This window comes from Flavobacterium sp. CF108 (genome assembly GCF_900129795.1).
GTDB lineage: Bacteria > Bacteroidota > Bacteroidia > Flavobacteriales > Flavobacteriaceae > Flavobacterium.
This window is the reverse complement of the sequence record NZ_FQWW01000001.1, coordinates 1,167,010-1,180,957: the sequence shown is the minus strand read 5'-3', so window position 1 is coordinate 1,180,957 and position 13,948 is coordinate 1,167,010. Positions and strand designations below refer to the sequence as shown.

Here is a 13,948-nt window from a genome sequence, read left to right as displayed (position 1 = left end):
ACTGAACAAAGAGATTGAGCTTAAGAATTAAGAAATAGTGTAAGTCTATTTTCTATACTCTTTTCTCTATACTCTTAAAAGAAATAAATATGAAAATTAAGTGCCGAAATAAAATCATCGTTTTACTAGTGTTATTGGTCTGCCAGCTTTCGTTTTCGCAAGTTAAGAAGAATGAAAGCATTGGAACTGAAACGGTAAACGTAGTAAAACCTTATTCGCCAACAATATCCGACGCTTTTAAAGTGAAAGAAACGCCTTCGCTGGACGATGCGGGAAATCAGCCAAAAGAAACTATTAAATATAGTATTTTGTCTGTTCCGGTGGCTTCGACTTTTACGCCGTCAAAAGGAAATGCACAAGCTGTGGATAAATCTAAAAAAGAAAGATTGTTTAATAATTATGCAACGGTTGGAGTTGGAAATTACGGAACTTTAAACGCTGAATTATTCGTAACACAGGATTTAGGAAACAACGATTATTTAGCCGGAATGCTGCGTCATCATTCTTCTCAAGGCGGAATTAAAGATGTAAATCTTAATGATGAATTTTACGATACCGGTTTGAATATTGGTTACGGTGTAAAAGATCGTGATGTGTCTTGGGGTGTTGATTTAGGTTATCAAAATCAAGTATATAATTGGTATGGTTTACCGGCTGATTTCGGAATGACGCTGCCGCCGGGAACTCAGGAAGATTTGATTAGAGGAATTAATCCGAATCATTCTTATAACACGATTTCTGTAGGCGGGAATGCTGAATTTACAGAAGGTATTTTCAGTAAAATTTCAACAAGATTTACGAACTTTTCGGATAGTTTTTCTTCTTCAGAAAATCGTTTTTATCTAAAACCGACTTTTAAAGTAGATGTAATGGATCAGGCAATTAATACTAATGTTATTGTAGATCATGTAAGCGGTTCTTTTGAACATAATTATGCTTGGGATAATGTTGAGCCTTTAAAATACAGTTTGACAAACTTCGGAATTGAACCGAGTTTTGTGGTTAATGAAAACGACTGGACATTAGAATTAGGTGCTGGTTTATTTTATGCTTTGGACTCTGAAAACAGCGGAAACAAATTTTATATCTATCCAAAAGTAAATGCTTCATACAAATTGGTTGGTGATTTAATGATTTTCTATACCGGAGTTAACGGGAGTTTAAACCAAAATTCATATGCCGATTTTGTAACCGAAAATCCGTTTTTGTCTCCAACTTTAAATATGAGACCAACTAGTAATCAATATACAGTTTTTGCAGGTTTAAAAGGAAAACTGGCTAATAATGTGAGCTATAACGTAACTGGTTCTTATTTGAATGAAAAAGATAAAGCGTTGTTTAAAAGCAACGATTATACAGAAGATTTCTCGAACCAAAATTATGGTTTCGGAAATTCATTTAGTGTAGTTTATGACGATATCAGAACTTTCCGTTTCTACGGAGAATTAAAAGCTGATTTTTCTAAGAATGTTTCTTTTGGAATTAACGGAACTTTCAATAGTTACAAAACAGATGGAGTTGAAGCGTGGAATTTACCTTCAATGAAATTGAGTTCGAATCTTGATGTAAATATTACAGAACAATGGTATGCAGGTTTAAATGTGTTTTATGTTGGAGAACGTAAAGACATGCAGACCAATCTAACTTTTGGAACAGATCCTGTAATTACGACTTTAAAAAGTTATTTTGATGCCAATGCGCATTTAGGATATAAATATAATGAGCGTTTAACTTTCTTCTTAAAATTAAATAATATCGGAAACCAAGCTTACGAAAGATGGCTGAATTATCCTGTTCAGGGATTCCAGGTTTTAGTAGGAGGAAATTATAAATTTGATTTTTAAGAGATTTTAACGCAAAGACATTAAGGGACAAAAGAGTATATAAAGTATAAAAAGTGCCTTTTTTTTAGCCATGAGTTCGTGAATTTTTTGGAGTAAATTCGTGAATTCGTGGCTATTTTTTTGCGACAGCAGAAAAACCTTTGCACCTTTGTACCTCAGAACCTCAGTACCTTTAAAAAAATGACTTTCAAACAAAAAATACATTCTCATTACTTACAAATGGTTCAAGACCGAATTGATGTTTTTAAAGACATGATTTTGGGATTGACAGAAGATTCTAAAAACGATGCCAAAGGTTCGGCGGGCGATAAGCACGAAACCGCTTTGTCGATGATGCATATCGAACAGGAAAAACTAACCCATAAACTAAAAGAAGCTATTGCTCAAAAAGCAGTTTTAGATAAAATTGATTCTTCTAAAAACACTGAAAATATTATTTCCGGCAGTTTGGTAAAAGCAAATGGAATCTATTTATACGTAAGTGTTGCGCTTCCAAAGATAGCAATAGACGGAATTAATGTTATTGCGCTTTCTCCGCAGTCGCCTTTGGGAAATCATTTAATGGGAAATAAGGCTGGGTTTCAGTTTGAGATTAATAAGACACATTATACTATCGAAAGTGTTTTGTGATTTATTTTTTTAGGTTTAGTCCCTACGGGACAATTTTATCTTGCGTGTATTTTTTTTCTACCGATATTTAATCTCTACGAGATAAACTTATGAGTTGTGCTCCTTTAGGAGCTAAATATCGGTAGAAATATAAGTAACCCAATAAAATTGTCCCGTAGGGACTAAATACAAATAATAACTTTGTCAAAGTTGAACTTCCAAAGATCGCAATAGACGGAATTAATGTTATTGCGCTTTTTCCACAATCACCTTTGGAAAATCATTTAATGGGAAATAAGGCTGGGTTTCAGTTTGAAATAAATAAGACGCATTTTACGATAGAAGAAGTTAGTTAGCCTAAATAATTGAGTAGGGATAATTATGTTAATAATGTGTAAAATAATTTATTTTTTAAAACAATTACTAGATTGAATTTTCGTTTTAATGTTAAAATAATCAACGGATTGATAGTATTGAATAATTAATTTAAAACTAAAATTATGAGAAAACTTTTTGCTTTTATGATTTTGATGAGCATGAATTTAACTGCTCAAAATACTGAATTTAAGGTTTATGATAATGGTTTGATTTATTCTGAAAATTCTGTGAATAAACTCAAACATATTGTTGATTCATTGAACTTGAAGTTTAAAGTATGCGAATTCAATAAAACGTTTTTTGCTTTTGGTCAGGCCAAAGCCAATTATGTAGAATTAGAAAAATCAGATGCCGTAAAAGCTAAAAAAGATCTGGAAAAAGGCATCTCATATTCAGAATTAAAAGCAAAATATCCAAAAGCTGATTTTAAGGAAGATTTAATTATTATAAAATCCTCGTATGCTAATTATAAGAAAGAGGAAAAAGTTCAATTTTCAAGCTTGCCATTAGGAAAACGAAATGACGAAGAATCAATTACTGAAAGTAAAAAGAATGTTGATTCTTATAAAAATAATTTCAAAGGAAAATGGCTTTTTGTATTTGAAGAAAAAACCAGTTATTCAAAAGAATCAGTTAAAGCTTTTTATTTCACTGAAGAATTTAAATCAAAACCTATTTCAGATAAATATGCGAGATTAATTCAATATTCAGATTGTTTGGTCGATACAACAGCACAAGTGTTTCATGATAATGCAAAAGATTCTGGCGTTCGCTATTTGGATACTTTACCAACAAAAGCAAAAAAGTTTCAAGACTATATTGATCAAGCTTTGAAAAAACCAAGTTTTAGTGAGGAGAAAATTTCTGTTCTATATGGTCTTGATGAAATGGCTTTTGATGAAAAATCAAAGAAAAAAAATAAAGAAGATATTCTTAAAAAGGAACTTATAGAAAAGGAATATGATGTTTTTCTGAAAAATATAGAAAACTGGGAATCTTTAAAGTTTACACGATTAGATTCTTTAAGAAAAGCAGATAAAAATTTTGATTTACTTCTTAAAGAAGCATTAGAAGAATCAAAAGTCACAAAATCTTCTGACGACGAATTTGAAGAGTATGTAGGTCGTTATATAAGTAAAAATGAAGAACTGGAATTGAAAAGAAACAGACGCGTTATAGGCGGATGTAGTATGGATAGCAGTCCGAGAGTTCATGCGTTGAATATTGCAATGCTTTCTGCAGAAACTATAAAATGGGAAATTTTTCTTCGATCTCATCTTAATATTATGAATGATCGTTTTGATAGAGTAAGTGATGGAAGTTATGCTCAGGGTGCGAGAAGTACCTATATTAAAGAGATAGAAGTTTTAGATATAAATGTTCTGGACTTGATTTTAGGAATATCGCTTCGCATTGAAAATCCATCTAAAAATCATTATTACTCTAGTATTAATAGAGTGGGGCGAGCGCTTTCTGAAACTGCAAATCCTCAATTAATTGAGACAAGTTTGTTGGATATGATTACAGATAATGAGTTGGACGATTATAATAGAATTTTGATGTATTATCTATTTGAAAATTATAATTATAATTTGAAAGATGAGAATGCAAAAAAGCTAAATCAATCTAAATTGCAACTGGCAGTAGCTAAAATGCCTAATTATATTTCTTCCAAAATTAGTTTTGAAGATTAATTTAAAACAATAATGCCTAGAGGTAACTTTGTCAAAGTTTTAAACTTTGACAAAGTTAAGTCCGCAAAGTATGTCATTCCGAGGAACGAGGAATCGCACTAGAAACTCGACAAAGATTGGCGATATATATTTCGGAGTTACTTACGAAGATTTCTCGTTCCTCGAAATGACAATATTGTGAAAAACACATTTCCACTCGAGAATTTGTCTTTGGTTTGAAATATTTTTAACGATTCTTAAATATCTCAAAATTTAATTCAAAGATTTCTCCAAAACCTTCGATTTTACTCGCGTTTTACCTTCAAAATTGAAATTTATAAGTTTCAGGTATTTTTTGATGCTAAAATTTTACATTTTATATGTAAAAACTAAATTATGGTTTTAAATTGTAATTAAAATTAATATTTATGTTTTTCAATTATAACCAATACCGCATCTTTGCCTTATCAAAATAAAATTAAAAGTTTAAAAATATAAAATTATGTGTGGAATTGTATGTGCCTTTGATCTAAAGCAAAAAGCCGAAGCGTTAAGACCTCAAGTATTAGAAATGTCTAAAATCATTCGTCACCGCGGACCAGACTGGAGCGGAATTTACAGTAATGATAAAGCAATTCTTTCTCATGAGCGTTTGGCAATTGTAGATCCAGCTTCAGGAAAACAACCTTTATTTACAGAAGATAAAAAATTGGTTTTGGCTGCAAATGGTGAAATCTATAACCACAGAGAATTACGTAAACAATTCGAAGGAAAATATAACTTTCAAACAGAAAGTGACTGCGAAGTTATTTTAGCATTATACAGAGAAAAAGGAGTAAGTTTTGTTGATGAATTAAACGGAATTTTTGGTTTTGCAATTTATGATGTTGATAAAGATGAGTATTTTGTTGCTCGTGACCACATGGGAATTATTCCATTATACATTGGTTGGGATCAACACGGAACTTTCTACGTAGCATCTGAATTAAAAGCTTTAGAAGGATATTGCACAAAAATTGAATTATTTCCTCCTGGACATTATTTATCAAGCAAAGATGGAGAATTTGTACAATGGTACAAAAGAGACTGGGTTGATTATGATGCAGTTAAAGACAACGAAACAAGTATTCCAGAAATCAAAAAAGCGCTTGAAGCAGCGGTTCACAGACAATTAATGAGTGACGTTCCTTACGGAGTTTTACTTTCTGGAGGTTTAGATTCGTCTATTACTTCGGCTGTAGCCAAAAAATTTGCACAAAAACGTATTGAATCAGATGATACTACAGATGCATGGTATCCGCAATTACACTCTTTCTCAGTTGGTTTAGAAGGATCTCCGGATTTAGCAGCAGCAAGAAAAGTAGCAGATCATATTGGAACTATTCACCATGAAATTAAATTCACTATTCAGGAAGGTTTAGATGCTGTTCGTGATGTAATTTACAACTTGGAAACTTATGATGTAACTACAGTAAGAGCTTCAACTCCAATGTGGTTAATGGCAAGAGTTATCAAATCAATGGGAATCAAAATGGTGCTTTCAGGTGAAGGTGCAGATGAGTTATTTGGAGGATATTTATATTTCCACAAAGCGCCAAACGCAAGAGAATTTCACGAAGAAAACGTTCGTAAATTAAGTAAACTTCATATGTATGACTGTTTACGTGCAAACAAAAGTTTAGCGGCTTGGGGAATTGAAGGACGTGTTCCTTTCTTAGATAAAGAATTTATGGATGTTGCAATGCGTATCAACCCAGAAGATAAAATGATCAACAAAGAACACCCAATGGAAAAATGGGTTGTTCGTAAAGCTTTTGAAGATATGCTTCCTGAAAGTGTGGCATGGAGACAAAAAGAACAATTTTCTGATGGAGTAGGATACAGCTGGATTGATACTTTGAAAGAAGTAGTAGGCAGAGAAGTTTCAGACGAGCAATTGGCAAATGCGAGATTTAAATTCCCGTTACAAACTCCAACTTCAAAAGAAGAATATTACTATCGTTCCATCTTTACAGAACATTTCCCAAGCGATGCAGCGGCATTATGCGTTCCTCAGGAAGCAAGTGTAGCTTGCAGCACAAAAATCGCTTTAGAGTGGGATGAAGCATTCAAAAACATGAACGATCCTTCTGGTAGAGCCGTGGCAAGCGTTCACGACGATGCCTATGTTAAAGCATAAACACGTTTAATTATTAGAATTAGTATATATATTGCAGAAAGACGTTCTTATTTTAAGAACGTCTTTCTTGTCTAAAATTGTTAAATTCTATATTTCAGTTCTTTATAAAAATATTTCGGCAATTATTTAACTTACTTTTTTTATATTTGGCATTCCCCAAAAAAGTTAAATACCTAAGATTTTAATATTGAAAATGTAAGAAAGCAAAAAATAATATTTAGTTTTGCTTTCAACAGAAAATTTTAATGATTTTTTAATGTTCGGCTTACTTTAAGTCTGAAACAGAAGAATAAAATAAAAAATAGAATAGTATGTCTGGATTATTGGCCGTTATTGGTAAAGGAAAAGACCCGCAGCTTGTAAAAGAACTTTCAAAAAGAATGTCGCATCGCGGCCCTGATGAAAATGATTTGCACATTATGGAAAATGGCAGTATACTTTGTCATGAAAGTCTTTCTATTATCGATTTAAAATCGGGGAAACAGCCTATTCAGGGAACAGATAAAGCCTGGATGGTTCACGACGGGGAAATTTATAATTATCAGGAATTAAAAAATACCGTTTTAAAAGATCATACTTTTAGAACAAATTCTGACTCAGAAGTAATTGTGCATTTGTACGAAGAATTTGGATATGATTTTTGTAATAAACTAGATGGAGATTTTGCTTTTGTAATAATCGACGGAGATAAATATATTGCAGGACGAGATCCAATTGGTGTAAAACCGTTGTATTATGGTTTAGATGAAAGAGGAAGAATTTATTTTTCTTCAGAAATGAAATCAATTGCAGATCAATGTAAATCATTTTCGACTTTTCCTCCGGGACATTATTATACAGCAAAAAGCGGTTTTGTAAAATATTATCACCCAGAATACGAAGATCATAAAAATGCGACTCAACCACTTGATTTAGATTTAATTCGAGAATCATTAATCGAAGCAACCCGCAAACGATTAATGAGCGAAGTTCCCGTAGGAGTTGTATTGTCTGGAGGTTTAGATACCTCTTTAATTTCTGCAATAGCGTCTAGATTATTAAAAGACAGCGGTAAAAAATTGCCATCTTTTTCTATCGGATTAGATGCTGATGCTCCAGATAATGTTTCAGCAAGAAAAGCAGCTGAGTTTTTAGGAACAGATCATCATGAAGTGCATTTTACAGTTGAAGAAGGAGTAGCGATTTTAGAAAAAGTGATTTCTCATATTGAAACCTATGATATTATTTCGGTTCGTTCAGGAGTTCCAATGTATTTATTATCAAAAGCAATAATTGATAAAGGAGTAAAAGTGATTCTTTCGGGTGAAGGTGCCGATGAAATTTTCGGCGGACATTTGTATTTTAGAAATGCGCCTTCGGCAGAAGAATTTCAGGATGAAACTATAGAAAGAGTTCAAAAGTTATTTACAGCCGATTTACTGCGTGTTGATAAAACAACAATGGCAAACGGAATAGAAGCCAGAATTCCTTTTTTAGATACAGATTTTTTAGATGTTACCATTCGAATTAAAACAGAAGAAAAACAGCCTAAAACGTATGAAGGAATTGAAAAATATATTTTAAGAAAAGCTTTTGATACTCCAAACGATCCTTATTTACCAAAAGAAGTTTTATGGAGACAAAAAGAACAATTTTCTGATGGAGTGGGATATAACTGGGTTGATGAATTAATCGAATATTGTGCTACTCAGGTTACAGATGAGCAATTGGCCGGTGCAAGCGCAGAGTTTCCGTATAATACGCCAACAACAAAAGAAGCCTATTATTACAGATCTATTTTTCACAAATATTATCCACAGGTTAGTGCAGCGCAAACGGTTCGTAAATGGATTCCGAAATGGCAGGAAAACCTTGATCCAAGCGGAAGAGCAAATGCAGCCCACTTACAAGGAAATTTTGAAAGCGTAAAATCTGGAGTTGCTGTTTAATATAGAAAATTTCAATAAAAAAAATCCAAATTCCAAATTCCGAATTTCAATTTGGAACTAAAATATAAAAAGCCGAAATACATTCATAATGTAGTTTCGGCTTTTTTTGTGGTTTCCCGTAAATTGCTAAAAGTAAGTTAATAAGAATAAAACGTATTTCAGAAAAATACTATATTTGATTACCACGAACAATTAAATAACCCTTAAAAACAATTTATGAAGAACTTATTACTAAGTGGAATTTTATGCTGCTCATTAGTTTCATTGGGCTCAGTTTATGCACAAAAAACAGAGGCACCCAAGTATATCACAAATGTCGAAGGTGTCAAAGAATATTCTTTAAATAATGGATTAAAAGTTCTTTTAATTCCAGATGCTTCTCAAAGTAATATGGTAGTCAATATTGTTTACAATGTTGGTTCCAGAAATGAAGGTTATGGAGAAAAAGGAATGGCGCATTTATTAGAGCATATGCTTTTTAAAAGCACTAAGAATTTAGGGGATATTAAAAAAATGCTTTCAGATAAAGGAGGAAACGCCAATGGAACCACTTGGTTTGACAGAACAAATTATTATGAAGTTTTTCCGTCAAGCGATGAAAACCTAAAATGGAGTATCGAAATGGAAGCGGATAGAATGATTAACTCTACCATTTTGCAAACTGATTTGGATAAAGAGTTTTCTGTAGTTAGAAATGAGTTTGAAATAGGTGAGAATAATCCTGACGGCGTTTTACAAGACAGAATTCTATCTTCGGCTTATTTATGGCACAATTACGGAAACAGCACCATTGGCAGTAAAGAAGATATTGAAAGAGTAAAAGCAAATACACTTCGCGTTTTTTATGAAAAATACTATCAGCCAGATAATTCAACTTTGATAATTGCAGGTAAATTTGATGAACAAAAAGCATTGCAATATGTTGGGCAGTATTTTGGGGCAATTCCGAGACCAAAAAGAGTTTTAGATAAAACGTATACAATAGAACCTGCGCAGGATGGCGAAAAATATGTAGAGCTTAAAAGAGCGGGTGACAGTAAAAATGTTGGCGCTTTATATCATACCGTATCTTATGCAGATAAAGATTATGCCGCAATTGATGCTTTAGGAGAAATCCTAACTGCAGATCCATCAGGTTATTTATATAAAACATTAGTCGAAACACAAAAAGTATCCAATATTTATTTTTGGCAGCCTTCGGTAAGAGATGCAAGTTTTATCTATTTTGGAGTTGCAGTTCCTAATGATAAAGATGTATATGCAACAAAAGATATTGTAAGAAGCGAGCTGGATAAAATAGCCATTACAAAATACACGGATCAGGATGTAAGCAGAGCAAAAGCAAAAATTATCAAGCAAATAGAATCGGTAAAAAACAATACTATTTCGTATGCTATTAACCTAACCGAAATTATTGGTGCAGGTGATTACAGACTTGGTTATTTATACAGGGATGCTGTTGAGAAATTAACAAAAGAAGATATTCAGAGAGTTGCTGAAAAATATTTTAGAGCTAATAATAGAACAGTTGGAGTATTTATTCCTTCTAAAGATGAGGTAAGGGTTAAGCCAAATGAATACACTGATGAACAATTGTTAGCACTTACTAAAGATTATAAAGGAAAAGCTCTAGAGAAAGAAGCTGCACCATTTGAAGCCTCAATCAAAAATCTAAAGCAGAATTTTGTTGAAGGAAAATTGACAAATGGTATCAAATACGGTTTAATCAAAAAAGAAATAAAAGGTGGGAAAGTTCAGGCAAGTTTCAAGTTTCCGGTTAGTAATGAAAAAGATTTAACAGGTAAAAGTGATATTGCCGGAATTCTGGCTCAATTATTAAAAACAGGGACTAAAACCCAGACCAAAGAGCAAATTCAGGATAAATTAGATCAATTGAAATCATCAATTAATTTTAATTTTTCGAGACAAACATTATCCGTTAGTGTTAATACGTATAAAGAGCACTTTAAAGAAGTAATGGGAATTTTAGCAGATTTATTAGCTAATTCGACTTTTCCGGAAAATGAATTAACTAAAACAATCAGCGAATATAACACCTATTTGGAGTCTAGTTTAAATGATCCGCAGGCTGTTGCATTTACAGATATTTCAAGAATAACAACTAAATATCCAAAAGGAAGTATTTTTTATACACCAACTATTCAGGAGCAAATTGATGCTTTTAAAAAAATAAAACAAGCTGAAATTGTTGATTTCTACACCAATGTTTTAGGCGGGAATAATGGAATAGGAAGTGTAGTAGGAGATTTAGATGCAAAAACTACGGGAGAGATTTTAGAAAGTACATTTGGAAAATGGAATTCTAAATCAAAATACGAACTTGCTTCTCCGGCTTATTTTGAAACACAAAAATTAGATAAAGATATTATTACGCCAGATAAAGAAAATGCTGTAGCGCTAGGCAGAATCAGTTTTAAAATGGATAGAAAAAATCCAGATTATCCGGCATTTGTTATGGCAAATGAAATTTTAGGAAACGGTGGTTTTTTAAGTGCCAGAATCCCGATGAGGTTAAGAGAAAAAGAAGGTATTAGTTATGGCGCGGGTTCTTTTATTGATGTGCCAATTACAAATGATGCGGCAGCCTGGACTTATTATGCTTTTTTAAACCCTACAAAAAAGAATGCTGTTGAAACAGCAGCAAAAGAGGAAATTGCAAAAGCATTAAAAGATGGATTTACAGCCGAAGAGTTAAAATCAAATTTAGTGAGCTGGCAGAATGAAAGAAAAACTAGATTAGGGGTTGATTATACTTTAATGGAGCTGGTAAATACTTATTTGCAATACGGAATAACTCTTGATGATTATGATCAACTTGAAACTAAAGTAAAAGCTTTAAAAGTAGATGAAGTAAATAAAGTATTGAAAAAATACCTGACTTTAGATAAAATGACCTCTGTTTATGCCGGGGATTTTAATAAGAAACAATAATTGAGGTGAAATTCCAATAAAAAAATTCCAAATTCCAATTTTTGAATAAGGAATTTTTAAATCATTGAAACCGAAATGCATTTTAAAATGTATTTCGGTTTTTTTATTTCAGTTCTAACGTTGGAATTTGGAATTTTTAAAATTTGAAATTTTTTTATGTTATTCCCATTTTTAGAATTTGGAATTTATGAATTTGGAATTTAAAATTAACTTTTAGAATTATTTTTTGGTTTTTAAGACAATTGTGTTGATAACTTAAGTGCTTTAAGTCGGAATTTTATGGGTATATAGTCTGCGTTTTTATATATTTGCGTGTTAGACAGTAAATACATTTTTTAGAATAAATTATATGAGCGAAGAGATCAAGAAGAACAATTATTCAGCAGATAGTATTCAGGCATTAGAAGGAATGGAGCACGTAAGAATGCGTCCATCCATGTATATTGGAGATGTAGGAGTTCGAGGACTGCATCATTTGGTTTATGAAGTTGTTGATAACTCTATTGATGAGGCGATGGGCGGACATTGTGATACTATTGGTGTTGCAATTAATGAAGATGGTTCTATTACAGTTGAAGATAACGGACGTGGTATTCCAGTTGATTTACATAAAAAAGAAGGAGTTTCTGCACTTGAGGTTGTAATGACTAAAATTGGTGCCGGAGGTAAATTTGATAAAGATTCTTATAAAGTTTCTGGAGGACTTCACGGTGTTGGGGTTTCTGTAGTAAATGCACTTTCGGTTCACATGAAATCGACTGTTTTTAGAGATGGAAAAATCTACGAGCAGGAATACGAAAGAGGAAAATCATTATATCCGGTAAAACAAATCGGAGAAACAGAAAAAAGAGGTACACGTCAGACTTTTTATCCTGATAATACAATCTTTACACAAACTACAGAGTTCTCTTATGATACGTTGTCTGCTCGTATGCGTGAGCTTTCTTTCTTAAACAAAGGAATCACAATTACGTTTACAGATAAAAGAGAAGTAGATGAAAAAGGCGAATTTAAAAGCGAAGTTTTCCATTCTGATGAAGGTCTTAAAGAATACATTCGTTATTTAGATGGAAACCGTGAGCCAATTATTTCTCACGTAATCAGCATGGATCATGAAAAAGGTGAAATTCCGGTTGAGGTTGCCTTAATTTATAATACAAGTTACACAGAGAATATTTTCTCTTATGTAAATAATATTAATACACACGAAGGAGGGACGCATTTACAAGGTTTTAGAAGTGGTTTAACAAGAACCCTTAAAAAATACGCAGATGCATCCGGAATGTTAGATAAATTGAAATTCGAAATTGCGGGAGATGACTTCCGTGAAGGATTAACAGCTATTATTTCGGTAAAAGTTGCTGAACCTCAATTCGAAGGACAAACAAAAACAAAGCTTGGAAACAGAGAAGTGGTTTCTCCTGTATCTCAGGCAGTTGGAGAAATGTTAGAGAATTATTTGGAAGAAAACCCAAATGATGCCCGAATCATTATTCAAAAAGTAATTTTAGCTGCTCAGGCACGTCACGCGGCGAAAAAAGCACGTGAAATGGTACAGCGTAAAACCGTTATGGGCGGCGGTGGATTGCCAGGAAAACTTTCAGATTGTTCTGAACAGGATCCTGCAAGATGTGAGGTTTACCTTGTCGAGGGAGATTCGGCTGGTGGAACCGCAAAACAAGGTCGTGACCGTAACTTTCAGGCGATTTTACCATTACGTGGTAAGATTTTGAATGTGGAAAAAGCGATGCATCATAAGGTCTTTGAAAACGAAGAGATTCGAAACATATTTACCGCTTTAGGAGTTACTGTAGGAACTGCAGAAGACAGCAAAGCCTTAAATCTTGAAAAACTAAGATATCATAAAGTAATCATCATGTGTGATGCCGATGTCGATGGTAGTCACATTTCTACCTTAATATTAACGTTCTTCTTCCGTTTCATGAAAGAACTAATTGAAGAAGGTCACGTTTACATTGCAGCACCACCTTTATACTTAGTTAAAAAAGGAAATAAAAAAGAATACGCATGGAACGATGTACAGCGTGATCAGGCGAATGAAAGAATGGGAGGAAGTGCAGCTATCCAGCGTTATAAAGGTCTTGGAGAGATGAACGCTGAGCAGTTATGGGAAACCACAATGGATCCAAACTTCAGAACATTACGTCAGGTTACAATTGACAGTCTTGCAGAGGCAGATAGAGTATTCTCTATGTTAATGGGAGACGAAGTTCCACCACGTAGAGAATTTATCGAGAAAAATGCAGTTTACGCAAATATCGATGCCTAATAAAAATTAACTTTCAATTCGTTTAATTGTTTAAATTTACTTAAACGATTAAACGAATTGTCAATTTATAAAACAAACAAATTAATAACCGATAA

General features: G+C 32.9%; 7 protein-coding genes. All 7 read left to right on the top strand.

Translation table 11 applies throughout. The annotated features are described in order from the left end of the window. The first annotated feature begins 89 nt into the window (after positions 1-89). The 7 genes from BUE10_RS05225 to gyrB all read left to right on the top strand — a co-directional run bounded on the left by BUE10_RS05225 (position 90) and on the right by gyrB (position 13,853). A complete protein-coding gene (locus tag BUE10_RS05225) occupies positions 90-1,844 on the top strand; it encodes a TonB-dependent receptor (protein ID WP_073482902.1) in 1,755 nt (584 codons plus the stop codon). Between the two features lie 180 nt (positions 1,845-2,024). Then, a complete protein-coding gene (locus BUE10_RS05215) occupies positions 2,025-2,474 on the top strand; it encodes a hypothetical protein (protein ID WP_073482897.1) in 450 nt (149 codons plus the stop codon). Positions 2,475-2,953: 479 nt separating this feature from the next. Then, positions 2,954-4,525 (top strand): hypothetical protein, encoded by a 1,572-nt coding sequence (locus BUE10_RS05210; RefSeq protein ID WP_073482895.1) that lies wholly within the window; start codon positions 2,954-2,956, stop codon positions 4,523-4,525. Between the two features lie 481 nt (positions 4,526-5,006). Continuing rightward, a complete protein-coding gene (gene asnB, locus BUE10_RS05205) occupies positions 5,007-6,683 on the top strand; it encodes an asparagine synthase B (protein ID WP_073482893.1) in 1,677 nt (558 codons plus the stop codon). A 311-nt stretch (positions 6,684-6,994) separates the two neighbouring features. Then, positions 6,995-8,611 (top strand): asparagine synthase B, encoded by a 1,617-nt coding sequence (gene asnB, locus BUE10_RS05200; protein ID WP_073482892.1) that lies wholly within the window; start codon positions 6,995-6,997, stop codon positions 8,609-8,611. 216 nt (positions 8,612-8,827) lie between these two features. Continuing rightward, positions 8,828-11,563, top strand: a complete 2,736-nt coding sequence (locus tag BUE10_RS05195; RefSeq protein ID WP_073482890.1) for a M16 family metallopeptidase — start codon at positions 8,828-8,830, stop codon at positions 11,561-11,563. A 349-nt stretch (positions 11,564-11,912) separates the two neighbouring features. Further along, on the top strand, positions 11,913-13,853 hold the full coding sequence (gene gyrB / locus BUE10_RS05190; protein WP_073482888.1) for a DNA topoisomerase (ATP-hydrolyzing) subunit B: 1,941 nt from the start codon (positions 11,913-11,915) through the stop codon (positions 13,851-13,853). The last annotated feature ends 95 nt before the right edge of the window (positions 13,854-13,948 follow it).